This is a genomic window from Actinoplanes sp. NPDC051537 (assembly GCF_055586105.1).
Map to the genome: position 1 here is coordinate 162,698 of NZ_JBVJIU010000014.1, position 21,717 is coordinate 184,414.

Consider the following 21,717-nt stretch of genomic DNA (forward strand, 5'->3'; position numbering starts at 1 on the left):
GCGCCGATGTCTGCACGAGGCCTCCAGCGGGCCCGCGTCGCCGAGGTCCTCGCCGGCGGGCGCGTCTACGGGAGCGGCTACCGGATCAGCACGCACCTGATCCTGACGGCCGCCCACCTCTTCCCTTCGGACGCCCACCTTTTCCCTTCGGACGACACCGGCCATCGCGTACGCCTGCCCGGCGGTGAGTTCGTGCGGGCCCGGCTGGCCTGGCGCGGCGACGACGAGCTCGACGTCGCGCTGCTGCGGCTGGACCCGTCGCCGGCCGCGATCGCGCCGGTTGCCTTCGGGGAACTGCCGGAGCGCGCCGAGCGGCCGCCCTTCGACGCCGTCGGCTATCCGTCGTTCGCCACCCGCACCGGCAACGTGCGCGACGCCCGGCAGGTCAGCGGCACGATCCAGCTGCTGTCGAACGGCAAGTCGGGCCTGCTCGACCTGAGCATCGCGAGCGCGGCCCCGCCCGACGCCGGGACCGGGGACGACCCGTGGCGGGGCTTCTCCGGGGCGGCGGTCTTCACCGGGGACGGCCTGCTCGTCGGCGTGATCTCGCGGCGGTTGCACCGCGCGGGCACGAGCAGCGCCGACGCCGCCAGCATCGCGGCCGCGTTCGACCGGCCCGGGTTCCGCGAGGCGCTCGCCGAGGACGGCCCGATCGCCGGCCCGGTCCCGCTTTCCCGGCCGCCGTCCGGCCCGCCGATGGCGCCCGTGCTCGGCCATCGGGAGGCGCTCGCGAGCCTGGTCGGGATGCGGCGGAACCTCGACGACGAGCGGCTGCCGTTCGTCGACCCCGGGCGGGAGCACGACTCGAACCCGGCCAAGCTGCTGCGCCGGCTCCAGGGCCGGGCCAACGACCGGGGCGTGGTGCTGGTCGGGCCGGCCGGCAGCGGCAAGAGCCGTACCTGCTTCGAGGTGGCCAAGCTGGCCGAGCTGGCCGGGTGGCGCGCGTTGCATGTGATGCCGGGTGAGCCGCTGGCGACCAACGAGCATCTCGCCGAGGCGATCTTCGACGGCGCCACGCCCGTCGTCGTGGTGATCGACTACCTGAACGAGTGCCGCGGCATCGACCTGCCCGATCTCCGCCAGCGGCTGCTCCCGGAGGCGGCGAGCCGGGGCATCCCGGTCGGGGTGCTGGCCTCGGCCCGTCCCGGCTGGCTCCTGAAGGCCGCCGGCGAGCACGTGCGCGGGCTCTTCGACAACGTCGAGCTGCGGGTGGACGGCGAGCACACGACGGCCGTACGGCAGAACATCCTGGCCGTGGAGGCGCCGGCGGCGCTCGCCGAGCTCGGTCCGGACCGCCTGGTGGCCGCCTGCGGGTCACGCCCGATCGTCGCCATGCTGATCGCGCGGGAGATCGAGCGCCGGGTGCTCGCCGGCACCTTCTCCGGCGACCTGCTCCGGCTCCGCACCGGCGACCTGCTCGGCTGGCTGGAGCGGCGGCTGGAGGAGGACGACCTGGCCATCCCGCGGCCGCGGTCGGCGCTGGACGTCGCCGAGGCCGGGCCGCTGGTCAAGGCCTGCGCCGCGCTCACCGCGGCGAGCCCGCAGAAGCGGCCGGCGGTCGAGGCGGCGGCGGCCCACGTCCTCGAGCGGCACGGGCTCGACCGGTGGCGGGCCGGGCAGCTCGTCGACGTCATGCTGGCGATGGGCTGGCTCGAGGTCGAGGGCGAGACCCTGGTGGTGGTGCACGACCTGGTGACCGACCAGCTTCTCGAGCAGACGCTGTTGCAGGCCCCGAGCGCCCGGATCAACCCCGCGGTCGCCGAGGACGTCCTCACGCCCTGCCTGCACGACGCCCGCACGGTCGGCCGCTTCGCGGTCAGCGTCGGCCGGCTGCTGCGCGACCTCGAGCTCGACGGCCGGGCCGACGACCTCACCGCGTTCTGCGACGACTGGATGCGCCGGCACGACCGCGACATCGGCCGGGTGCTGCAGGACGACCCGGACCCGGGCGGCTACGCCCTGGGCTCGGTGCTCGACGGGCCGCCGTGGTCGGCGACGGCGATCGACCGCTGGGCGACCCTGACCGGTCCGTGGCTGTCCGAGCACGGCCGGACCGCCCATGCCCGGCACGTGTTCTACAAGGGCCTTCGCATCGTTCCCGCGAACGAGGCGGATTCGCTGATGGACGGCGCCGCGGGGTGGGTGCAGATGCACCGCGGGCGTGCGGAGGCCAGCTTCGTGCTGGGCGCGCTGCTGCGCCGGCCGGATCTCGGTGAACGGGCGCCCGCCGTCCTCGACGAGGCGGTGCGGTGGCTGGACCGGCACCGGCTCACGTCCGGCGCCGCCTTCGTGATCAAGGCGTTGCTCGATCGCTCCGATCTCGGTGACCGGGCGGCCACCGTCCTCGAGCACGCCACCCAGTGGCTGGCGCAGCCCGGCAACGTCGCCGGCGCCGGCCTGGTCCTGGGTCCGCTGCTCAAGCGGCCGGACCTGGGCGACCGGGCGGCCGGCGTCCTCGACCAGGCCGTGCGCTGGGCCGCGCGGCCGGGCAACGACGCCGACGCCGGCTTCGTCCTGGAACCGCTGCTGGAGCGGCCGGATCTGGGCGATCGGGCGGCCGACGTCATGGACGAGGGCGTGCGGTGGGTGGAACGGCATCAGCTCAGCTCCGGCAGCACCTTCGTGATCAAGGCGCTGCTCGGGCGGCCGGATCTGGGCGACCGGGCGGCCACCGTCTTCGCCCACGCCGTGCGGTGGGTGCGGCAGCCCGGCAACATGGCCGACGCCGGCTTCGTCCTCGGCCCGCTGCTGGAACGGACGGACCTGGGCGAGCAGGCGGCCGACGTCGTCGCCGAGGGCCTGCGGTGGGTGGGACAGCACGACCCCGCGTCCGGCGGCGCCCGCGCGATCCGGGCCCTGCTCGAACGCCCGGACCTCGGCGATCGGGCGGTCATCGTCTTCGACCACGCCGCGCTGTGGGTGCGGCAGCCGGGCAACGCCTCCAGCGCCGGTTTCGTCCTGGGGCCGCTGCTGAAGCGCACGGACCTGGGTGACCGGGCGGCCGCGGTGATCGACGAGGCCGTGCGCTGGGTGCGGCAGCCCGCCCACGAGTTCGACGCGGACTTCGTCCTCGGTCCCCTGCTGGGCCGGGCGGATCTGGGCGGCCAAGCGGCCACCGTCGTCGACGTGGCGACCGGCTGGGTGCGGCAGCACGAGCAGGTCTCCGACACCAGCTTCATGATCAGGGCCCTGCTCGAATGCCCCGACCTCGGCGATCGGGCGGCCGCCGTGGTCGCCGACGCGGTGCGGTGGGTGCAGCGGCACGGGCATGTGCCGGACGCCAACTTCGTGATCCGGGCGCTGCTGGAGCGTACGGATCTCGGCGACCTCGCCCCGACCGTGGTCGCGCACGCCGTGCAGTGGGTGTGCGAGCACATCCGCAATCCCGGCGTGAGCTTCGTGCTGCGCCGGCTGTTCGAGCGGCCGGACTTCGTCGAGGTGCCGGAGGAACTGCTGCGGGCGATCGACGGCTGGGCCGACATCGACGCCGACGACGACATCGTCTACGTCTCGAAGATGCTCCTCAAGCGAAACCTGATTAGCACCAGCGTCTGCGCCGCCATCCTGCGGTGGATCGGGCGCCGCCCGTCCGACCCGGACTCGCCGTGGCGGCTCGCGGTCCTGTTGCGCCTGGTCGGCGACCGGCCGGAGTACGCCGCGCACTGGCCCGACCTCTTCGACAGCGTCGAGCTGGTGCTGGACAACGCCCGGGGCGGCGCCGACCCCGTACTCTCGTCGCAGTTGGACCTGATGGTGATGAACGTGGCCGGCACCTTCCGGCTCGGCTATTGGGGATCGCGGGCCGACGACCTGATCCAGCGGTGGTATTTCCTGGACCGTTCGATGTCCAGCGCCCGCGGCGTGCGAGAGGACAGCAACTTCGTCTCGCGGGTGGTGAGCCTGGTCGAGGCCGGCCGCATCCCCGTCCCGGAGGTCCCCCACCTGCTCGCCCGTCTCCGCGCCTGGGTGGCCGGCTGGGACGAGGGCCGCCAGCGAGGCCGCGAGCAGCGCCCGGAGAGCTTGTCGATAATCGACCGCGCCGGCCGCCGCCACCAACTCCCGCCGGCCGGCTTCCGCGATCAGGCCGACAACAGCAACGGGATCGTGGCCACGTAGGCCAGGCCGAGGATGACGCCGTGGCGGCGGGTGAGGCGCAGGCCGCGAAACAGCATCAACCCGGCGAGAACCGCACCCGACACCATGACGGCGACGAGGGCCGTCCCGGCGCGGGCCGGGGCGTTCCCCTGGGCGAAGCCGATCACCGCACCGCCGACCAGGCTGTTGAACAGGTTGCTCCCGAACAGGTTGCCGATCACCAGGTCGGACTCGCCGCGGCGCTGGGCCTGGATGGTGGTGACCAGTTCCGGCAGCGACGTGCCGATCGCCACCAGCGTGAAGCCGATGACCGCCGGCGACACCCCGAGCGCGGTGGCCGTCGCGGAGGCGCCGACGACCAGCATCTGCGCGCCGGCCAGCACGCCGGCCCACCGCCGGCCCGGTCTCACCCCGGGCGGCGGCGATCCCGGACACCAGGAACTCCGGCATGGAGGTGCCGAGCCCGATCACGACGACGCCGATCACCACCGGGCTGACGTACGCCGGTCCCGCTTCGGTGCGTCAGCGGCTGCCGCCCCGGAAGATGCGCAGGAAAAACAGGAACACGTTGAGGATGTCGAGGAAGATCGACGCCGCCAGGAGCGGCGCGGAGTCGACGTCGGAGGAGCGCCGCAAGCGCTGGAAGTCGAACATGATGAAGCCGGCGAAGATCACCAGGCCGAGCACCGAGTAGATGAGGGACCCGTACGGGATTCGTACGAAGATCAGCACGATGCCGAAGACCAGCAGGGCCACCAGCGCCCAGAAGCAGATCCGGGCCAGCGCCGCCAGGTCGCGGCGCGTCGCGTAGCCGGCCGCGCCGAACGCGGCCACGAACAACGCCGTCGCGGCGCCGGCCTGCCACAGCGCCTGCGGGTCGGTGCTGGCGTAGTAGACCAGCGTCGGGGCGATCGCCACCCCCATCAGCAGTCCGAACGCGGCGAGCAGCACGACCGTCGTCTGCCGCGAGCGGCGGACGGTGAACTGCATGGCGATCAGGGCGGCGAACGCGGCGAGGTAGGCGACGAAGGCGAGGCCGCCGGCGAGGTTGCGGCCGAGGTACGCGCCGAGCGCGAACAGTCCGGTGGTTCCGGCGACGTAGCCCATCGTCCGCGCGAACAGGGTGTGGCCGTGGTCGCGGGCGGCGATCCCGGCCGGGCGGTACGCGTAGTCCATCGCGGTCCTCCTACGGCTTGATCGAGCGGTAGTAGCGGGCCGCTCCCGGGTGGAGCGGCACCGGCAGGGTGGAGATCGCCGAACGGGAATCCAGGCGCTCGGCCGCCGGGTGGGCGGCGGCCAGCACGTCGCGGCGTTCCATCAGCAGGCGGGTCAGGTCGTGGGCCAGGCCGTCGTCCATCGACGACGCCACGACCAGCAGGTTGGGCACCGCGATGGTGGCCACGGCGGGCATGCCGTACGCGGAGACCGGCACGTCGCGCACCACGTACACGTCGCTGTAGGCCTTGCGCAGGTCGCTCGCCCACCTGGACAGGTCGACGATGCGCACCGACGCCCGGGTCGTCAGCTCCTTGATGCCGGTCACCGGCAGCCCGCCGGAGAAGAAGAAGCCGTCGATGTCGTCGGCCAGCAGGGCCGCGACCGAGTCGTCCAGGTTGAGCTTCTGCTGGTCGACGCCGGTCAGGCGGGCGACCGTGAAGAGGCGCTGGACGGTGACCACGGTGCCGGAGCCCTGGGCGCCGACCGAGACCCGGCGGTGGCGCAGGTCCTCCAGGGCGCGGATCGGGCCGTTCGCGCGGACCACCAGGTGCAGCAGATCGTCGTACACCCGGGCCAGCGCGGCCATCGACGGCGCCGGCACGCCGCCGGAGACCAGGACGTCGGCCTGGCTGAAGCCGACCTCGGCCCGGCCCGCGGAGACCAGCTGGACGTTCTCGGCCGAGGCCGCGGTGACCAGCACGCTCGCGTCGGTGTTCGGCAGGTCCTGGTTGATCACCCGGGCCAGCGCCGAGCCGATCGCGTAGTAGACCGCGGTCGGGCTGCCGGTCGCGATGCGGACCCGCCGATGTTGCGGCCTGCGGACGGCGCATCCCGCGACCGCCAGCGTGATCATCCCCGCGAGAAATGCGCGACGCGAACCGATCTGAAGCGTCACCTGCGCAAGTTTCCCTCAATTCCGCGACCGGGAGGTACCGGCCGAACGGGCCCATCGCCCACGGTATCGGGATGGACCACGATCCGGTACGCGACATCGTGCTCGCCGGCGCGCTGCCCGCCGCGTTCGAGTCGGCTTGTCTTCTACGCTGCGCCGATGTCCGGCCGGCCGGAAGGACCGCGCCTCTGATCGGCGACGCGGTGGCCGAGTTCGACCACGGGGACGCCGCGACACGGCTGACGTTGTTGCTTACCGGGTTGGGGTGCGCCGCCGACCGGGAGAGTCGCACCGGGGGTGGTCGGCGGCGCTACGACCTGCATCGGGTACTGGTGCCCGAGGCACAGCGGATGGCCGTCGCCCGGATGACGGCGGCGGCCTGGCGTCAGGGGCGGCAGGCGCTGCTGAGCGCCGAGGCCCTGGGCGCGTCCTCGCGGCGGCACGCCCAGCGCGTGACCCTCGCCCACGCGGCGTGGCGGGCGGCGCTGCTCGCCGGCGGCCGGCGCCGCCGCGGGGACCTGCTGTGGGTGCGCACCGGCGATCAGGAGCTGGCGGCGATGCTCGTACGCGCGGCGCGCCTGATCGGGGAGAACACGGAGGTGTCCCGCCGCCCGGGCTGCTTCATGGTCGCCGTCCCGCTCCGGGGCGCACTGTCGGCCGCCTGACCCCGTTCAAACCTCCCTCGTAGAAGTCGGACATCTCAGACCCGCGGAACCGCCTTCCGCCGGGCTGCCGGGCTCCTATCGTGAAGCTCGTTCCCGTTCGGCGAAGGGTGAGGGCATGGGGTCCGTACGGCGGCGGCTCGGCTCGTTGAGCATGCGCGGCAATCTGCTCGGAGTCGCGGCGATCGGCCTGCTCGTGGCCGTGGTGCTGGGCGTGGTCGGCATCCTGCGGATGAACGCCATCGCCGACCGGGCCGACGTCATCTACCGGCGGTCGCTGCTGCCGCTCACCACGGTGCAGGACGTCCAGCAGCTGATCTGGCACTCGCGCTGGGCCGGCCTGTCCGGCGCGACCACGGCCGACAAGACGAAGTCGCAGGCCTACACGGCCGAGTCGGCCGAGCTCATCAAGCAGGTGTCGGCCCGCATCGGCGACTACCGCTCCCTCGACGTGACGGCGGCCGAGCAGGCCGGCATGGATCGGGTCGAGACGGCCTGGAAGCAGTACCTGACCTATCGGGAACAGTCGACGGCGCTGCAGAAGGCCGGCGACATGACCGCGTGGCAGAACTTCCGCAGCACCAAGCTCAACCCGGCGGTCGTCGAGGCCGTCAAGAACATCGAGGACCTCAAGTCGCTGTCGCAGTCCAACGCCGCGACCGCGGCCGCCGCGGCGCACTCGGCGGCGTCCGGCGCCCGCCTCACGATCATCCTGACGCTGGTGGCCGGCGTCCTGCTGGCCGGCCTGATCGCCGTGGTCGCGGGCAGCGCGCTGACCCGGCGCCTGTCGCGCCTCGCCGAGACGATGTCGGCGATGGCGGCCGGCGACCTGCGCGCCCGCGAGCCCGACGCCGGCCGCGACGAGATCGGGCGGATGTCCCGGTCGGCGACCGAGGCGGTCGACCACATGCGGACGGCCATGCAGACGCTGGCCGACGCCAGCTCGGGCCTGGCCCAGCGCTCCGACGACATGACGCAGGCCAGTCGGGCGCTGGCCGGCAGCGTCGAGCAGGCGTCCAGCCGGGTCAGCTCGATCGACCAGGCGGCCGAGGCGGTCACGGCCGGCGTCCAGGCGGTGGCCGGCGGCGCCGAGCAGATGGGCGCGGCGATCCGCGAGATCTCGGTCAGCGCCACCGAGGCGGCGAAGGTGGCCGCCGACGCGGTCGACGTCGCGTCCGCGGCCGAGACCCTGATGACCAAGCTGGACGCGTCGTCGGCCGAGGTGGACAGCGTGGTCAAGACGATCACCGCGATCGCCGAGCAGACCAACCTGCTGGCGCTGAACGCCACCATCGAGGCGGCCCGGGCGGGGGAGACCGGTAAGGGCTTCGCGGTGGTGGCCGGCGAGGTCAAGGACCTGGCCCAGGAGACGGCGAAGGCGACCGAGGAGATCAGCCGCCGGATCGAGGCGATCCAGCGGGACGCCAAGGAGGCCAGCGAGTCGATCTCCGGGATCGGCCAGATCATCGGCAACATCAACGACTTCCAGAACACCATCGCCTCGGCCGTCGAGCAGCAGAGCGCCACCACCCGCAACATGACCGACGACCTCGGCCGGGCGGCCGGCGGCACCGCCGACATCAGCACCCAGCTCGCCGACGTCGTCGAGGTCACCTCGGCCACCCGCTCGGCCGCCGACGCCACCGAGGACGCGGCCACCGACCTGGCCCAGATCTCGACCCGCCTGCAGGACGTGATCGCCACCTTCCGCTACTGAGCGCGGTGCCAGGTAGAGACTGTCCCTCCCGGCAGGCGACGCCGGCGGCCTACCGTGGGGGCCGTGGAGATCAGCGACTTCCTGCGGGCCCGGCGCGCGCGGATCACGCCGGAGCGGGCCGGGCTTCCCGGGCACGGGCCGCGGCGGGTCGCGGGGTCGCGCCGCGAGGAGGTGGCGCAGCTCGCCGGGGTGAGCGTGGAGTACTACACCCGATCTGCGGCCGGCCATCGGGACCGTCGAGCCCGGATCGAGCTCCGAGACGGCGTTGCGCCTGCTGGCCAGCTGGACCGCTCCGCACCGTACGAAGGGAAAAGCATGACCGGAACCGCGCTGCTCGTGATGGATGTCCAGGAAGGGATCGTCGGCCGTTATCCCGACCCGGAGTACCTGCCGCGGCTGCAACAGGCGATCAAGACGGCCCGCTCGCGGGAGCTGCCGGTGATCTACGTGGTGGTCGGCTTCCGCCCTGGCTTCCCCGAGATCAGCCCGCGCAACAAGATCTTCAGCGGGGTGGCGTCGCGGCTGGGCACGCAGTCCAACGAGATCCACCCGGACGTGGCGCCGGCGCCCGGCGACATCGTCGTCACCAAGCGCCGGGTGTCCGCGTTCGCCGGCAGCGACCTCGAGCTCGTGCTGCGGTCCCGCGCGATCGACCACCTCGTGCTGACCGGCATCGCCACCAGCGGGGTGGTGCTCTCCACCCTGCGGCAGGCCGCCGACCTGGACTTCGAGCTGACCGTCCTGGCCGACTGCTGCCTCGACAACGATCCCGAGGTGCACCGCGTGCTCACCGAGAAGGTGTTTCCCCGCCAGGCGACGGTGACGGTGCTCGCGGCCTGGACCGCCTAAGGCTTGCCGAGCTCCTGCCAGCGGGACTCGGTCATCTCCACGCCGTGCTTCGTGGCGGCCTTCTTGATCCGCCGGAACGCCTCCTCGCGCTCGGCGTCGCTGACATCGCGCACCTGATCGAAGCGGGCGATCGCGTTGCGCACGTGCCCGGCGTCGCCGAGCGGCTCCTTGCGCAGCCGCGGAAACGCGAACTCGCTGTCCGGCATCTTGTTGCGCTCTTCGGCATTCAGCTCATGACCAGCCATGCCTCCGGTCATACCCGCTCCACATCAGAAAATGCCTCCCGAAATTACATGCACTAGTGAACCTTTCTGACGGGGGCGCCGTACTGGTGAGCGATGGGGAGGTCTTCGATGATCCGTACGTTGCTCGCCGGCGCCGCCGTGGTTGCCGCCCTTGCTCTGATCCCCGCGCCGGCCGAGGCCGCGCCCGGCGTGCCGACCCAGCTCAACGCCGCCGACATGGCGCTGCTCAACGGCGTGCGGCAGGCGGGCCTGTGGGAGATGCCGGCCGGGCAGATGGCCGCGCAGAAGGGGTCGACCGCCCGGGTGCGCCAGGTCGGTGAGGCCATCGCCAATCAGCACGTGCAGCTCGATCAGCTCGTCACCGACGCGGCCAACGAGCTCGGCGCCACCCTCCCGGCCACGCCGACGACCCAGCAGCAGGGCTGGCTGAACGCGTTGCAGAACGCCAAGGGCATCCAGTTCGACCAGATGTTCGTGACCCTGCTGCGCGCCGCCCACGGCAAGATCTTCCCGGTGATCGGGGCGGTCCGGGCGGCCACCCGCAACCCGGTCGTGCGCAAGCTGGCCGACCAGGCCAACGACTTCGTGATGAACCACATGCAGATGCTGGAGAGCACCGGCCTGGTCCGCTACGAGCGGCTCCCACCGGCCGCGATGCCGCCCGCCCAGGACCTCTCCGCGATCGGCATGGCCGAGGCGAACGCCGGCCTCAACCCGCCGGTCAGCCCCCTGGTGCTGTGGATGGTCCTGATCGGCATGCTCGGGGTGGGCGCGCTGGCCAGCATCCGCATCATGCGAGCGCGCCGCTGAACGGCACCGCCGCGGCCGCCCGCCCCGCGCGCCCCACGGCCGCCGGCCGCGCCGGCTCCGCGGCCGCCGGCCGCGCCGCGGCGCATGGCAGAGTAAAGAGCGTGACGACGCTCAACGCCGCCGAGGACGAGGTGGTCGGGGCCCTGCTGGCGGTGAGCCGCGTCTTCGTCGGCGTGGCCGCCCGCTCGCTGGCCGAGCTCGGCGAGGAGGTCACCCTCCCGCAGTACCGCACCCTCGTCCTGCTCGTCTCCCGCGGCCCGCAGCGCATCGTCGACCTGGCCCAGGAACTGGCCGTCACCTCGTCGACCGCCACCCGCATGTGCAACCGCCTGGTCCGCAAGGGCCTGGTCGCCCGGGCCGAGCGCGCCGAGGACCGCCGGGCCGCCTGGGTCACCCTCACCGAGCTCGGTCACACCCTGGTCGGCGACGTGATGCGCCGCCGCCGCGAGGCCCTCGCCGAGCTGGTCGCCGACCTCGTCCTGACCCGCCCGGTGGCCTTCGCCGCGACCCTCAACGCCCTGGCCGAGGCCGCCGGCGAGCCCACCGACGCCGAGTGGCAGCGCCGCTGGATCAGTGCAGAGATGCACGCTTAGGTGTTTTGAAGGGCGATCCGCAGCCAGTCCTCGACGCCCGCCACGTGCACGGTGGCCCAGGAACGGGCCAGGTCGGGCTGCCGGTTGGCGAGCGCGTCGAGGATGGCGGCGTGCTGCTCGCGGGTCCGCTCGACCGCGCCCGCCTGGGTCAGCCCGCGCCAGATGCGGGCCCGCGTCGTCGGCCCCGAGAGGCTGTCGATCAGCGAGCACAGCAGCGCGTTGCCCGCGCCGGCCGCGATCCGGTGGTGGAACTCCAGGTCGTTGGCGACCAGCTCGTCGATGCTCGCGTCTTCCTTCAGGCTGGCCAGCACCTTGCGCAGGGCGTCGATGTCGTCGGCCGACATGCGGGTGGCGGCCAGCGCGGTGGCGGCGGGCTCGAGGATGCGGCGCACCTCGAAGAACTCCAGCACCGTGTCGTCGCGGTGGAAGTCGACGATGAAGTTGAGGGCGTCCAGCAGCAGCTGGGGGGCGAGGCTGGTCACGTACGTGCCGTCGCCCTGCCGGACGTCCAGCACCCGGATCAGCGACAACGCCTTGACCGCCTCGCGCAGCGAGTTGCGCGAGAGCCCGAGCCGCTCGGCCAGGTCGGCCTCGCGCGGCAGCCGATCACCCGGCCGCAGCTCGCCGGCGACGATCATCGCCTTGATCTTCTCGATCGCCTCGTCGGTCACTGCCACGGAAACTCCCTACGCCAGACTGAGATGGTAGGTCCGCACGGCCGTCCCACCGAGCACCTCGGCGAGCGCGTCCCCGGGCAGGAGCGACTTCACGGTCGAGAGCCATTCGCCGTACCCCGCGACCAGCGTGCAAACGGGCCAATCCGACCCGAACATGAGGCGCTCCTGCCCGAACAATTCCAAGGCAGTCCGCACGTACGGCCGGAGCTCGTCCAAAGTCCAGCCCGGCCCCGCCTCGGTGACCAGTCCGGAGAGCTTCGCGCTCACCCGAGGACAGGCAGCGAGCGCGCCGAGGTCGGACGCCCAGGCATCGAGGTCGCCGCCCCGGATGTCCGGCTTCCCGAGGTGGTCGAGCACAAAGCGGACGTCCCCGAGGTCGTTCGCGGCACGGGCCGCCCCCGCGATCTGGTCGGCCCGAATGACCAGGTCGAACACCAGCCCGGCGTCCCCGATGGTGGCCAGCCCGCGCCGCACGTCGTCCCGATCGAAATAGAACGGATCCGCAAAGCCCTGGATCTGCTCCCGGACCCCGACGAGCCGTTCCCCGCCCGGCAGCGCTCGGTAGGTCTCCAGGGTGTCCTTCAGCGCCGGGTCGGCCGGGTCCGCCCACACCACCACACCCGATATTTCGGAAATGTCGGAAGCATAGCCCAGCAGCAGCCGAGCCTCGTCGGGGTCGCAGCGGCCGCCCTCGACCAGGACGGTGTGCGACACCCCGTGCGACGCCAGCTCGCGCCTCAGGTCAGCGGGGGTGAAGGTGCGGCGGATCGGTTCCAGGCCGGGTTCGTCCAGCCATGAGTAACCCTGGTCGGCGCGCCACAGGTGGTGGTGCGCGTCGACGATCATCGGGCGCTCACCGGGGTCGGCGCGTCCGGGCGCAAGAGGCCGTGGTCGACCAGGTCGGTCCACAGCTCGGGTGGGGGATCGGTGCGCGGGCCGAAGTTGGCGCGGGCCTGGCCGGGCGTCTGGCATCCGACCACGACCTTCGCCACCGCCGGGTGAGCGGCCGCGAACGCCAGGGCCGCGTCCGGCAGCGACACCCGGTGACCGCGGCAGATCTCGGCGATGCGGCGGGTCCGGTCGACGATCGGGGCGGGCGCCTCGGCGTACTCGTAAAGCGGCTTTTGACCGGCCAGGATGCCGCTGTTGAAGACGCCCACGTTGATCACGGCGACGCCGCGGCGGAGGCACGCGGGCAGAAGCGCGTCGAGGGCGGCCTGTTCGAGGAGGGTGTAGCGGCCGGCCAGCATGACGGTGTCGATGTCGGTCTCGGCGACGAAGCGCTCGAGGATGCCGGCGTCCTTGGAGCCGACGCCGATCGCGCGGACCACGCCCTCGGCCCGCAAGCGGTGCAGCGCGGGGTACGCCTCCTCGAGCGCCTGGCGGGCGTGGTCCTCGGGGTCGTGCAGCAGCACCAGGTCGACGCGGTTGAGCGCCAGCCGGCTCAGGCTGTCCGACAGGGACCGCAGCACGCCCTCGGCGCTGAAGTCCCACACCCGGCGGTGCGTCGCCGGCACCTCGAACAGATCGGGATCTTCCCCGGCCGGGGAAGGGTCGGGCACCAGCAGGCGTCCGGCCTTGGTGCTTATCTCGTACGCGTCCCGGGGAAGCCCGCGCAGCGCGGCCCCCAGCCTCTTCTCGCTCAGGCCGAGCCCGTAGTGCGGCGCCGTGTCGAAGTAGCGCACACCGCACTCCCACGCCGCCGCCACCGTCTCGTGCGCCGTCCGATCCGAGATCGCCGTGTAGAGGTTGCCCAGCGGCGCGCACCCGAGCCCGAACGACGCCGTCACGGCAGCTCCCACACCAGCCGCAGCCCGCGGTCGTTGCCGGAGTAGTCGTCCTCGACCTCCAGCAGCGCGGCCATCTTCTTCTGCCACGGCACGTTGGCCGGATGCTCGCGCAGGAACGCCCGCATCCGCGCGTAGTCGAGCACCTCGACGACGTGGAACAGGTCGAGGCCGTCCCGCCAGATCTCCCACGAGCGCACGCCCGCCTCGCGCAGGGCCCCGTCCAGGTCGTACGGGATCTCGGCGTGCAGCGACTCGTACTCCGCTTCCATGCCCGGCTTCAACCGGGTGTGCAGTGCGATGCGTTCCATCTAATCCTGCGCCTTCCCGGACGTGAGCCGCGCCAGCACGAGCGCGGCCAGGATGATCGCGCCGTAGATGGCCTGGATCCACTGGGCCGAGACGCCGCCCAGCGTGAGGATGTTGTTGATCAGACCGAGCACCAGCACGCCGCAGAGGGCGCCGAACAACGTGCCCTTGCCGCCGTCGAGGCTGACCCCGCCGATCACGGCGGCCGCGAAGACCGTGAAGATCATGCCCTGGCCCTGCGCCGCGGCCACCGAGCCGAGGCGGCCGGTCATCAGCAGGCCGGCCAGCGCGGCGAGCAGGCCGCCGACGACCAGAACCACCCACACCACGCGGTCGGTACGGATACCGGCCGCGCGGGCCGCGTCCACGTTGCCGCCGATCGCGTACACCGAACGCCCGGCCCGCAGGAAGCCCAGCGCGAGGATGCCGGCCGCGTACAGCAGGGCGCAGATCCAGATCGACGCCGGCAGCCCGAGCCAGGTCGCGTTGCCCAGGTAGAGCACCGACGGCGGGATGTCGAACAGGTTCTGCCCGCCGGTCAGGCCGATCTGCAGGCCGCGCAGCACGATCAGCATGCCGAGCGTGACGATGAACGCGGACAGCCGGAACCGCAGGATCAGCAGGCCGTTGAACGCGCCGATCACTGCGCCGGTGAGCAGGCACAACGGGATCGCCAGCGCGGTCGGCCACTCGGTGCCGAGGCCGTTGCTGGCGGATGGGATGACCAGGCCGAGCGCGAGCGCCGGGGCGAGCCCGATCGTCGACTCGAGCGACAGGTCGAACTTCCCGGCGATCAGGATGACCGCCTCGGCCAGCACCAGCAGCGACAGCTCGGTCTGCTGCTGAAGCACGTTGACCAGGTTGGACTTGCTCAGGAACACCGGGTCGATGATCGCGCCGACCACGATCAGCAGCACGATCGCCGGCACCAGGGCGAGGTCGCGGAAGCGGGCGAGCCGCAGCCGGGGCCGCGACGTCGCCCGGGCGGTGGCGAGGGTTCCGGTCACGACTGCACTCCTTCGACGGCGGCGACCAGCTCGGTGTCGTCCCAGCCCCGCGGGTCCTCCCGCACGATCCGGCCGTGGAACATGACCAGCACCCGGTCGCAGCCGCGCAGGTCGTCGAGCTCGTCCGAGACGATCAGCACGCCGGTGCCGGACGCGGCGGCCTCGGCGACGGCGTTCAGAAGCGATTCCTTGGACCGTACGTCGACCCCCGCCGTCGGGCTGACCAGGACCAGCGCCTTCGGGTCGCTGGCCAGCGCCCGGGCCAGCACGACCTTTTGCGCGTTGCCGCCGGAGAGGCCGCTCACCGGCTGGTCGGGCCCGCTGGTGCGGATGTCGTACCGCTCGATCATCGCGACCGCTTCGGAACGTCGCCGGGCCGGCAGCGCCAGGCCCCCCGGGCCCAGCCGGTCGACGGTCATGGTCGCGTTCTCGGCCACCGACAGCAGCGGGACCAGGCCCTCGCGGTGGCGGTCCTGGGGCAGGTAGCCGAGGCCGGCCGCGAGCGCGGCCGGGACGCTGCCCGGCCGCGGCGTCGTCCCGGCCACCGTGATCGTGCCGGCGTCGGCCCGGTGCAGGCCGGCGATGGTCTGGGCGAGCGCGTTCTTGCCGCTGCTGCCGGAGCCGATCAGCCCGACCATCTCGCCCGCGCGGACGGCCAGCGTGACGTCGACGTAGCGGTCGGCCAGCGTGAGCCCGCGCAGGGCGAGCACCTCGCTCCCCAGCGCGTCCGATCGGTCCCGCCGGGCCGTGACCGGCGCGTCACCGGTCATCGCCCGGACCAGGTCGTCGTGGGGCAGCTCGGCGACGGAGGCGGTGAGCACCTTGCGGGCGTCGCGGAACACGGTGACGGTCTGGCACACCTCGTAGACCTCGCGCAGGTGGTGCGAGATGAACAGGAAGGTCACCCCGGACGCGCGCAGGTCGCGCATCCGCTCGAAGAGACGGTCGATGGCCGCCGCGTCGAGCCGGGCCGTCGGCTCGTCGAGGATGATGAACCGCGCGCCGAACGACAACGCGCGGGCGATCTCGACCAGCTGGCCCTGCTCCACCGTCAGGTCACCGGCCATCGTGCCGGGATCGATCTCCACCCCGTACCGGTCGAGAAGGTCCTTCGCCGTGCGGCGCAGGCCGCGCCAGTCGATCAGGCCGCGCCGGGTCCGCTGGCGGTTGAGGAAGAGGTTCTCGCCCACGGTGAGGGTCGGGATGATGGTCGACTTCTGGTAGACGCAGGCCACCTGCCGGCGCCACGCGTCCCGGTCGGCCAGGGGCGGCGCCGGCTCGCCGCCGAACGTGACCGTCCCGGCGTCGGCCCGTTGCAGGCCGGTCAGGATGGACACGAGCGTCGACTTGCCGGCGCCGTTGCGTCCCACGAGCGCGTGCGTCTCCCCGCTGGTCAGGGTGATGCCGGCGTCGTCCAGAGCGGTCGTGGCGCCGTACCGCTTGGTGATGCCGCGCGCTTCGACCGCCGTCATATCTGGTTGCCCCACAGGGACTTGTCGTCGACGTTGTCCTTGGTCACCAGCGGGGCGGCGAGCTGGTCCTCGAGGGTGCCGTTGCCGACGTCCACGATCGTCGAGTCGTGGTCGGTCGGGCCGGGCTGGAACGTCTTGCCGTCCAGCGCCGCCTTCGCGTAGAAGAGCGCGTACTTCGCGTACAGGTCGGCGGGCTGGGAGACGGTCGCGTCGATCTCACCGTTGCGGATCGACGCGTACTCCTGCGGGATGCCGTCGTTGGAGACCGCGAAGATGTGCTTCGGGTCGGTCGGGGGCACGATCAGGCCCTTCGACTTGAGCACCTGCAGCGTCGGGGCCAGGAAGGCGCCGCCGGCCTGCATGTAGATGCCCTTGATGTCGGGGTGCTGGGCGAGCCGGGTCTGCAGCGCGGCGGCCGCCTTGGCACCCTCCCACTCGGTCGGCTCGGCGAAGACGGTGATGCCCGGGAACTTGGACTTCATGCAGTCCGCGAACGCTTCCGACCGGTCCCGCCCGTTGACCGAGGACAGCGAGCCCTGGAACTCGATGACCTTGCCCTTGCCGGCGAGCTTGTCGCCGAGGAACTCGCACGCCTTCTGGCCGTAGGCCCGGTTGTCGGCGCGGACCACCATGAACACCTTGCCCTTGTCGGGGCGGGTGTCCACGGAGACCACCGGGATCTTCTTGGAGTCGAGCGTGGTGAGCGTGGAGGCGATCGCGCCGGTGTCCTGCGGCGCCATCACGATCGCCTTGGCGCCCTGGCTGACCAGGGCCTGGGTGTTGGCGACCAGCTTCGAGACGTCGTTCTGCGAGTTGGTCGGGGTCATCATGTTGATGCCGAGCTCACCGGCGAACTTCGGCACGTACTTGGCGTAGGAGGTCCAGAAGTCGGTGTCGGCGCGGGGGAAGTCGACGCCGATGGGCGGGTTGCCGCCGGCCGCGGCGCTCTGCGTCTTGTCGTCGGCGCAGGCGGCGGTGGCGATCGTGGTCAAGGTCAGGACGGCGGCGAGCGCCGAACGGGATGCGTACCTCATCGTGGTCCCCTCTGCGAGAGGTTGATCGGTAACATGCCTGTAATTGATCGGATGTTTACCAGTCCTCGATGGACCAATGCAAGGGCTAGGCCCGATTTATCGCATCATCCATCCGATGTGTTGCGAGGGACTCCGCTCGCATGGTGGAGCTGAACCCGGGCCGGACCGGCGCCTGGTAACGGCCGTCGCGAATGACCACGGGATCCTCGAAGTGCTCGTGCAGGTGATCGACGTACTCGATGATCCGGTCCTGCATCGATCCCGAGACGGCGACGTAGTCGAACATGGCCAGGTGCTGCACCAGCTCGCACAGGCCGACCCCGCCGGCGTGCGGGCAGACCGGTACCCCGAACTTGGCCGCCAGCAGCAGGATCGCGATGTTCTCGTTGACGCCGGCGACCCGGGCCGCGTCGAGCTGGAGGTAGTGCAGGGAGCCGGCCTGGAGCATCTGCTTGAAGACGATGCGGTTCTGGACGTGCTCGCCGGTAGCGACCTTGATCGGGGCGATGGCCTCGGCGATGGCCCGGTGGCCGAGGATGTCGTCCGGGCTGGTCGGTTCCTCGATCCACCAGGGGTCGTACGGGGTGAGCTCGCGGATCCAGGCGATCGCGTCGGGGACGTCCCAGCGCTGGTTGGCGTCGACCGCGATGCGGATGTCGGGGCCGCACGCCTCGCGGGCGATCCGCAGGCGGCGCCGGTCGTCGTCGAGGTCGGCGCCGACCTTGAGCTTGATCTGCCGGAAGCCCTGGTCCACGGCCTCCTTGCAGAGACGCCGCAGCTTCTCGTCGTCGTAGCCGAGCCAGCCCGGTGAAGTCGTGTACGCCGGGTAGCCTCTTTCCGAAATTTCGCGCTCTCGCGTCTCTCGCCCGATTTGACCCTTCGTCAAGATCGCCAGCGCCTCGTCGCGGGTGAGCGCGTCGGTGAGGTAGCGGAAGTCGACCAGGTCGACGATCTGCTCCGGTGACATCTGCGACAAAAGCCGCCAGACCGGCAGCCCGGCTCGCTTGGCCCTGAGATCCCAGAGCGCGTTGATCACCGCCCCGATCGCCATGTGCATGACGCCCTTCTCCGGCCCCAGCCACCGCAGCTGCGAGTCGTGCACGAGCAGGCGCCACACCGCGCCCAGGTCGTCGTCCACCGGCCGCCCGATCAGGTAGGGCCTCAGCGCCGCGATCGCCGCCGTCTGCACGTCGTTGCCGCGCCCGATCGTGAACGCGAACCCGTGCCCTTCGTGCCCGTCCGGGTCGTCCGTCCGCACCACGACGTAGGCCGCCGAGTAGTCCGGATCCGGATTCATCGCATCCGACCCATCCAGGTCGAGAGAGGTCGGAAACCGGATGTCGTACGTCTCGAGCGCCGTGATCACGCTCATGCCGGTGGTCCGATGATTGCCGTCGTCCCGGGACTGGGGCGCGCTCGTCCGTGCGTTCGCAGCGTCATACATCGGATGTCTATCAGCCCGGTGTGATCGAGACAAGACGGGGTACCCCGGTGATCGTCACCGTGATCCGTTTAATGGGGGAACAGGTCATGACATCTCCACAGGGCATTCCCGTGGGCATCCCGATCGCCGTCGGCCTGGCCGCGCGCCGATCCCGGCAGGAGTACTTCGACCAGCAGGGCGGCCCGATCATCGGGGCGTCCGACGCCGACGCGGACGCCGCCGCGTCGGGCGCCGACATCGATCTGTCGCACGCCATCCGGGACTCGGACGGCGTACCGGTGGGGGAGGCCGACGCCGAGGCCGACCGCGTGCGATCGGGCGGCTGACCGGGACCTACGGCCCTGCCGCCGCCGATTGCCGGGCGGGACGCTGAGGACATGATGACAAGCAGCGTCCCGCCGTCGCGGCGCGTGCTTGTGGAGTGCGTCCACTCCGCGACCGCCGCACCCTCCCTGCACAACAGCCAGCCGTGGCGCTTCCGCATCCGGCGCAACACCATCGACGTGTACGCGGACAGCACGCGCCGCCTCGCGGTGCTCGACCCCGAGGGCCGCGAGCTGATGATCAGTGTCGGCGCGGCGATCCTCACCCTGCGGCTGGCCCTCCGCGAGGCCGGCTACCTCTCCGACCTGCAGCTGTTCCCGGCCGCCGGCATCGTGGCCCGTGTGACGGTCGCTCACCCCGAACCGGCCGGCGAGCACATCGCCGCCCTGGCCGCCGCCATCCCGCACCGCCACACCAACCGGCTGCCGTTCGCCCATCTCCCGGTCCCGCCCGCCGTGCTCGACGAGCTGCGCGCCGCCGCCCGCGCCGAGGGCGCCGTCCTGGCCGTGGCCTCGCCGCCGGCCGCCGACGCGATCCTGCGCCTGGCCCGCACCGCCGACGACTGCCTGCACGCCCGCCCCGGCTACGGCAACGAGCTGGCCCGCTGGACCGGCGACCGCCGGCACGACGGCGTACCCGCCTGGGCCGCCGGTCCGGGGGACACGCTCGAGTCGGTCCCGATCCGCGACTTCACCGAGCTGTCGCCTGCGGCGCGCCCGGGCGAGCCGTTCGAGCCCCGCCCCACGCTCCTGATCCTGGCCACCACCGGCGACACCCGCACCGACTGGATCCGTGCCGGCCAGGCCCTGCAGCGCGTCCTGCTCACCGCCACCTGGCGTGACCTGGCCGCCGCCCCGATCGGCCAGCCGGTCGAGGTTCCGACCGTGCGCCGCCGCCTGCTCGACCCGGCCGCGGGCTTGTCGGTCCAGATGGTCCTGCGCGTCGGTTACGGCCGGATGGCCGGCCGCACACCCCGCCGCCCGGTGTCCGAGGTGCTGGCACGCCCCTCCTGAGCGGGTGCGCCTGCCCGCCGGCCGCGGCCCGCGGGGCGCGAGGTGCGCGGACGCCCCTCCTGAGCTGTTGCCCAACTTGTTGCGGGCACGTTAACGTGTGGGAGCGCTCCCATCGACGGACGTAATTCCCCCTCGGAAGGAAGCCCGTGTCCCCTCTCCCCGCATCCCCCCTCATCCGGCGGCTGACCCCCGCCCTCGCCGTCGCGGTGGCCGCCGCGGGCGTCTGGATCACCACCGCCGGCACCGCGAACGCCGGCGTCGTCAGCGGCAACCTCTACCGCGACACCGACACCGCCGTCGCGCGCTGGGTGGCGGCCAACCCGGGCGACTCGCGCACCGCGGTCATCCGGGACAAGATCGCCAGCCAGCCGGCCACCCGCTGGCTGTCGAACTTCAACGTCTCCACCGTGCAGAACGAGGTGTCGGGCTACGTCGGCGCGGCCAACGCCGCCGGGCAGATCCCGGCGCTCACCGTCTACGGCATCACCAACCGCGACTGCGGCGGCGCGTCCGCCGGCGGCGCGCCCGACCTCGGCACGTACCAGACCTGGATCTCGAACATCTCCCGCGGCCTCGGCAACCGGACCGTGCTGATCATGCTGGAGCCCGACTCGATCGCGCTCCAGACCTGCCTCAGCTCCGGCGAGATCACGGCCCGCGACCAGGCCCTGCGCACCGCCACCCAGACGCTCAAGGCGGCCAACCCGAACGCGAAGGTCTACCTCGACGCCGGCCACTCCGCCTGGAACAGCGCGAGCGTGCAGGCGGGCCGGCTGGTCGCGGCCGGTGTCGCCGGCGCCGACGGGTTCTACTCCAACGTCTCCAACTTCAACTCCACCAGCGCCGAGGCCTCGTTCGGCCGCGGCGTCATCTCGGCGCTCAACGGCCAGGGCGTGAGCGGCAAGCGCCAGGTCATCGACACGAGCCGCAACGGGGGCGCGTCCGGCGACTGGTGCGGCGACGACAACACCGACCGCCGGATCGGCCAGTACCCGACGACGAACACCGGCGACGGCAACATCGACGCGTACCTGTGGGTGAAGCCTCCGGGCGAGGCGGACGGCTGCAAGTTCGCGGCGGGATCGTTCCAGCCCGACCTCGCCTACAGCCTGGCCAGCAGCGCGCCCAACCCGCCGACGACGCCGCCGACGACCGCTCCCACGACGTCGCCGACCACGCCGCCCACCACCACGCCGACCACGCCGCCGACGACGGGTCCCACGACCCCGCCGACGACCGTGCCCACCACGATCCCGCCGGTCGGTGGCTGCACGGCGACCTACCAGACCGCGAGCTCCTGGCAGGGCGGCTTCCAGGGCATGGTCACGATCAAGGCGGGCAGCGCCGCGATCGCCGGCTGGACGGTCACCTGGCCCCTCGCGAGCGGCCAGTCGATCACCCAGCTCTGGAACGGCGAACTGTCCACGAGCGGCGGCGTCGCGACCGTCCGCAATCTGTCCTGGAACGGCTCGCTGGCCCCGAACGGCACCGCGTCATTCGGCTTCCTGGCGAACGGAACCGCGAACACGCCGACCATTTCCTGCACCGCCCGATAGGCGATTCCGGCCG

The 21,717-nt window shown here is 72.2% G+C and carries 20 protein-coding genes and 1 pseudogene; 9 read left to right on the plus strand and 12 right to left on the minus strand.

The window, feature by feature from the left end; translation table 11 throughout:
• Positions 1 to 6: 6 nt before the first annotated feature.
• Positions 7 to 4,116 carry a trypsin-like peptidase domain-containing protein gene (locus ACZ6TB_RS31885; RefSeq protein WP_465560481.1) on the plus strand — a complete coding sequence of 1,370 codons (4,110 nt, stop codon included), beginning with the start codon at positions 7 to 9 and terminating at the stop codon, positions 4,114 to 4,116.
• Here ACZ6TB_RS31885 and ACZ6TB_RS31890 read toward each other — a convergent pair.
• From ACZ6TB_RS31890 to ACZ6TB_RS31900, 3 genes and pseudogenes are all read right to left on the minus strand, one after another.
• Positions 4,080 to 4,484 (minus strand): annotated as a pseudogene (locus ACZ6TB_RS31890) (sodium:calcium antiporter); the annotation flags it as partial. The gene ACZ6TB_RS31885 and the pseudogene ACZ6TB_RS31890 overlap by 37 nt on opposite strands.
• Positions 4,485 to 4,617: 133 nt before the next feature.
• The gene (locus ACZ6TB_RS31895) at positions 4,618 to 5,271 is read right to left on the minus strand and encodes a Bax inhibitor-1/YccA family protein (RefSeq protein ID WP_465560484.1); all 654 of its coding nucleotides are present in this window, start codon (positions 5,269 to 5,271) and stop codon (positions 4,618 to 4,620) included.
• A 10-nt stretch (positions 5,272 to 5,281) separates the two neighbouring features.
• A complete protein-coding gene (locus tag ACZ6TB_RS31900) occupies positions 5,282 to 6,208 on the minus strand; it encodes a TAXI family TRAP transporter solute-binding subunit (RefSeq protein ID WP_465560487.1) in 927 nt (308 codons plus the stop codon).
• Positions 6,209 to 6,279: 71 nt separating this feature from the next.
• Here ACZ6TB_RS31900 and ACZ6TB_RS31905 point away from each other — a divergent pair, with 71 nt between their 5' ends.
• The 3 genes from ACZ6TB_RS31905 (at position 6,280) to ACZ6TB_RS31915 (ending at position 9,433) form a co-directional block, all read left to right on the plus strand.
• Positions 6,280 to 6,870, plus strand: a complete 591-nt coding sequence (locus ACZ6TB_RS31905) for a hypothetical protein (RefSeq protein ID WP_465560490.1) — start codon at positions 6,280 to 6,282, stop codon at positions 6,868 to 6,870.
• A 115-nt stretch (positions 6,871 to 6,985) separates the two neighbouring features.
• On the plus strand, positions 6,986 to 8,584 hold the full coding sequence (locus tag ACZ6TB_RS31910) for a methyl-accepting chemotaxis protein (RefSeq protein ID WP_465560493.1): 1,599 nt from the start codon (positions 6,986 to 6,988) through the stop codon (positions 8,582 to 8,584).
• 63 nt (positions 8,585 to 8,647) lie between these two features.
• Complete coding sequence (locus tag ACZ6TB_RS31915) at positions 8,648 to 9,433, plus strand: cysteine hydrolase family protein (protein WP_465560496.1); 786 nt, start codon at positions 8,648 to 8,650, stop codon at positions 9,431 to 9,433.
• Here ACZ6TB_RS31915 and ACZ6TB_RS31920 read toward each other — a convergent pair.
• Positions 9,430 to 9,678 (minus strand): DUF6582 domain-containing protein, encoded by a 249-nt coding sequence (locus ACZ6TB_RS31920; RefSeq protein ID WP_465560499.1) that lies wholly within the window; start codon positions 9,676 to 9,678, stop codon positions 9,430 to 9,432. The two genes, ACZ6TB_RS31915 and ACZ6TB_RS31920, sit on opposite strands and share 4 nt — an antisense overlap.
• 108 nt (positions 9,679 to 9,786) lie before the next feature.
• Between ACZ6TB_RS31920 and ACZ6TB_RS31925 the strand changes: the two genes are divergently transcribed.
• On the plus strand, positions 9,787 to 10,488 hold the full coding sequence (locus ACZ6TB_RS31925) for a DUF4142 domain-containing protein (protein ID WP_465560502.1): 702 nt from the start codon (positions 9,787 to 9,789) through the stop codon (positions 10,486 to 10,488).
• Positions 10,489 to 10,589: 101 nt separating this feature from the next.
• On the plus strand, positions 10,590 to 11,081 hold the full coding sequence (locus ACZ6TB_RS31930) for a MarR family winged helix-turn-helix transcriptional regulator (RefSeq protein WP_465560505.1): 492 nt from the start codon (positions 10,590 to 10,592) through the stop codon (positions 11,079 to 11,081).
• Here ACZ6TB_RS31930 and ACZ6TB_RS31935 read toward each other — a convergent pair.
• From ACZ6TB_RS31935 to ACZ6TB_RS31970, 8 genes are all read right to left on the minus strand, one after another.
• Entirely contained in the window at positions 11,078 to 11,758 is a 681-nt protein-coding gene (locus ACZ6TB_RS31935) for a FadR/GntR family transcriptional regulator (RefSeq protein ID WP_465560508.1), read from the minus strand. The genes ACZ6TB_RS31930 and ACZ6TB_RS31935 overlap by 4 nt on opposite strands.
• Before the next feature lie 9 nt (positions 11,759 to 11,767).
• Positions 11,768 to 12,604, minus strand: a complete 837-nt coding sequence (locus tag ACZ6TB_RS31940) for an amidohydrolase family protein (RefSeq protein ID WP_465560511.1) — start codon at positions 12,602 to 12,604, stop codon at positions 11,768 to 11,770.
• Positions 12,601 to 13,548: an aldo/keto reductase gene (locus ACZ6TB_RS31945; protein ID WP_465560514.1), complete on the minus strand. Its 948-nt coding sequence runs from the start codon at positions 13,546 to 13,548 to the stop codon at positions 12,601 to 12,603. Before ACZ6TB_RS31945 ends, ACZ6TB_RS31940 begins: the two co-directional genes overlap by 4 nt.
• Positions 13,545 to 13,856, minus strand: coding sequence for an L-rhamnose mutarotase (locus ACZ6TB_RS31950; protein WP_465560517.1), 312 nt, complete (start codon positions 13,854 to 13,856; stop codon positions 13,545 to 13,547). Before ACZ6TB_RS31950 ends, ACZ6TB_RS31945 begins: the two co-directional genes overlap by 4 nt.
• Positions 13,857 to 14,861, minus strand: a complete 1,005-nt coding sequence (locus tag ACZ6TB_RS31955; RefSeq protein WP_465560520.1) for an ABC transporter permease — start codon at positions 14,859 to 14,861, stop codon at positions 13,857 to 13,859. It abuts the gene before it with no gap.
• Positions 14,858 to 16,333 (minus strand): sugar ABC transporter ATP-binding protein, encoded by a 1,476-nt coding sequence (locus ACZ6TB_RS31960; RefSeq protein WP_465560523.1) that lies wholly within the window; start codon positions 16,331 to 16,333, stop codon positions 14,858 to 14,860. Before ACZ6TB_RS31960 ends, ACZ6TB_RS31955 begins: the two co-directional genes overlap by 4 nt.
• Positions 16,330 to 17,367 carry a sugar ABC transporter substrate-binding protein gene (locus tag ACZ6TB_RS31965; RefSeq protein ID WP_465560526.1) on the minus strand — a complete coding sequence of 346 codons (1,038 nt, stop codon included), beginning with the start codon at positions 17,365 to 17,367 and terminating at the stop codon, positions 16,330 to 16,332. Before ACZ6TB_RS31965 ends, ACZ6TB_RS31960 begins: the two co-directional genes overlap by 4 nt.
• A gap of 85 nt (positions 17,368 to 17,452) precedes the next feature.
• On the minus strand, positions 17,453 to 18,739 hold the full coding sequence (locus ACZ6TB_RS31970; RefSeq protein ID WP_465560529.1) for an enolase C-terminal domain-like protein: 1,287 nt from the start codon (positions 18,737 to 18,739) through the stop codon (positions 17,453 to 17,455).
• Positions 18,740 to 18,897: 158 nt separating this feature from the next.
• Here ACZ6TB_RS31970 and ACZ6TB_RS31975 point away from each other — a divergent pair, with 158 nt between their 5' ends.
• The 3 genes from ACZ6TB_RS31975 to ACZ6TB_RS31985 all read left to right on the plus strand — a co-directional run bounded on the left by ACZ6TB_RS31975 (position 18,898) and on the right by ACZ6TB_RS31985 (position 21,704).
• Positions 18,898 to 19,137, plus strand: coding sequence for a hypothetical protein (locus tag ACZ6TB_RS31975; RefSeq protein ID WP_465560532.1), 240 nt, complete (start codon positions 18,898 to 18,900; stop codon positions 19,135 to 19,137).
• A gap of 51 nt (positions 19,138 to 19,188) precedes the next feature.
• Positions 19,189 to 20,148: an Acg family FMN-binding oxidoreductase gene (locus ACZ6TB_RS31980; RefSeq protein ID WP_465560535.1), complete on the plus strand. Its 960-nt coding sequence runs from the start codon at positions 19,189 to 19,191 to the stop codon at positions 20,146 to 20,148.
• Between the two features lie 146 nt (positions 20,149 to 20,294).
• On the plus strand, positions 20,295 to 21,704 hold the full coding sequence (locus ACZ6TB_RS31985; protein ID WP_465560538.1) for a glycoside hydrolase family 6 protein: 1,410 nt from the start codon (positions 20,295 to 20,297) through the stop codon (positions 21,702 to 21,704).
• The last annotated feature ends 13 nt before the right edge of the window (positions 21,705 to 21,717 follow it).

Coding starts and splice junctions, on each gene's coding strand:
- ACZ6TB_RS31970 (WP_465560529.1), bottom strand. CDS start 18,739: ATGAGCGTGATCACGGCGCTCGAGACGTACGACATCCGGTTTCCGACC.
- ACZ6TB_RS31965 (WP_465560526.1), bottom strand. CDS start 17,367: ATGAGGTACGCATCCCGTTCGGCGCTCGCCGCCGTCCTGACCTTGACC.
- ACZ6TB_RS31895 (WP_465560484.1), bottom strand. CDS start 5,271: ATGGACTACGCGTACCGCCCGGCCGGGATCGCCGCCCGCGACCACGGC.
- ACZ6TB_RS31950 (WP_465560517.1), bottom strand. CDS start 13,856: ATGGAACGCATCGCACTGCACACCCGGTTGAAGCCGGGCATGGAAGCG.
- ACZ6TB_RS31905 (WP_465560490.1), top strand. CDS start 6,280: ATGGACCACGATCCGGTACGCGACATCGTGCTCGCCGGCGCGCTGCCC.
- ACZ6TB_RS31980 (WP_465560535.1), top strand. CDS start 19,189: ATGATGACAAGCAGCGTCCCGCCGTCGCGGCGCGTGCTTGTGGAGTGC.
- ACZ6TB_RS31925 (WP_465560502.1), top strand. CDS start 9,787: ATGATCCGTACGTTGCTCGCCGGCGCCGCCGTGGTTGCCGCCCTTGCT.
- ACZ6TB_RS31910 (WP_465560493.1), top strand. CDS start 6,986: ATGGGGTCCGTACGGCGGCGGCTCGGCTCGTTGAGCATGCGCGGCAAT.
- ACZ6TB_RS31975 (WP_465560532.1), top strand. CDS start 18,898: ATGACATCTCCACAGGGCATTCCCGTGGGCATCCCGATCGCCGTCGGC.
- ACZ6TB_RS31940 (WP_465560511.1), bottom strand. CDS start 12,604: ATGATCGTCGACGCGCACCACCACCTGTGGCGCGCCGACCAGGGTTAC.
- ACZ6TB_RS31960 (WP_465560523.1), bottom strand. CDS start 16,333: ATGACGGCGGTCGAAGCGCGCGGCATCACCAAGCGGTACGGCGCCACG.
- ACZ6TB_RS31920 (WP_465560499.1), bottom strand. CDS start 9,678: ATGGCTGGTCATGAGCTGAATGCCGAAGAGCGCAACAAGATGCCGGAC.
- ACZ6TB_RS31885 (WP_465560481.1), top strand. CDS start 7: ATGTCTGCACGAGGCCTCCAGCGGGCCCGCGTCGCCGAGGTCCTCGCC.